1 protein-coding gene is annotated in these 665 nt (G+C 28.4%); it reads right to left on the minus strand.

The annotated features are described in order from the left end of the window. Positions 1-8: 8 nt before the first annotated feature. Positions 9-203 carry a hypothetical protein gene (locus ACM0OP_RS24275; RefSeq protein ID WP_414530961.1) on the minus strand — a complete coding sequence of 65 codons (195 nt, stop codon included), beginning with the start codon at positions 201-203 and terminating at the stop codon, positions 9-11. Positions 204-665 lie beyond the last annotated feature (462 nt).

Genomic DNA, 665 nt, shown 5'->3' on the forward strand with positions numbered 1-665 from the left:
TAAAACTACTATACCTGAATATGTAAAGTTTTGTAACGAGATTCAACATTTCTGGCATCTAGGGTATTAGCGGTATTAGGAACAGGAGCACTATTTCCTAAATGAGAAAACTTAGCATCATTTGGATTTTTAGCCCAAGCAGTAGAAACTGACGCAACAATAGATAAAGTAAAAGCAACCGCATAAATCAGATTTTTTATCAAAACATTCCTTGTTTTTTGATTAACTCTATATCTATAATTGTGAATGACATTGATGAAATTAAGATGAAATATTGTTAGATTCAGTATGATTTAGAATATTGTTATTAGATACAATTATTCAAAACTATTGTTAATGTATTAATTTAATAATTAAAATAAAAAATAAAACAAAATCCTGATCTTTAAATCATTGATGAATTTAAGGCAAGGAGCTTGTTTTATTGAATAGCATTGAGTTTAAAGATTTACACGAAATCTAGCTACATCTATAGGTATTTCTGCATTTGTGACAACAAGATTAATCGCCACCAAATTATCTATCCACATACTCAACTAAATTGATTTAAACCATGTTTTCTTGAGCAAGAGGACATGGATAACTTGGATCGCCTGTTTCTATATAAAAAAATAGGAGTTACGCATTGACAGAATAACAAAATAGTGAATTGATAAATATAGGTC

It is taken from the genome of Nodularia chucula CCY0103 (genome assembly GCF_963923915.1).
Taxonomy (GTDB): Bacteria; Cyanobacteriota; Cyanobacteriia; order Cyanobacteriales; family Nostocaceae; genus Nodularia; species Nodularia chucula.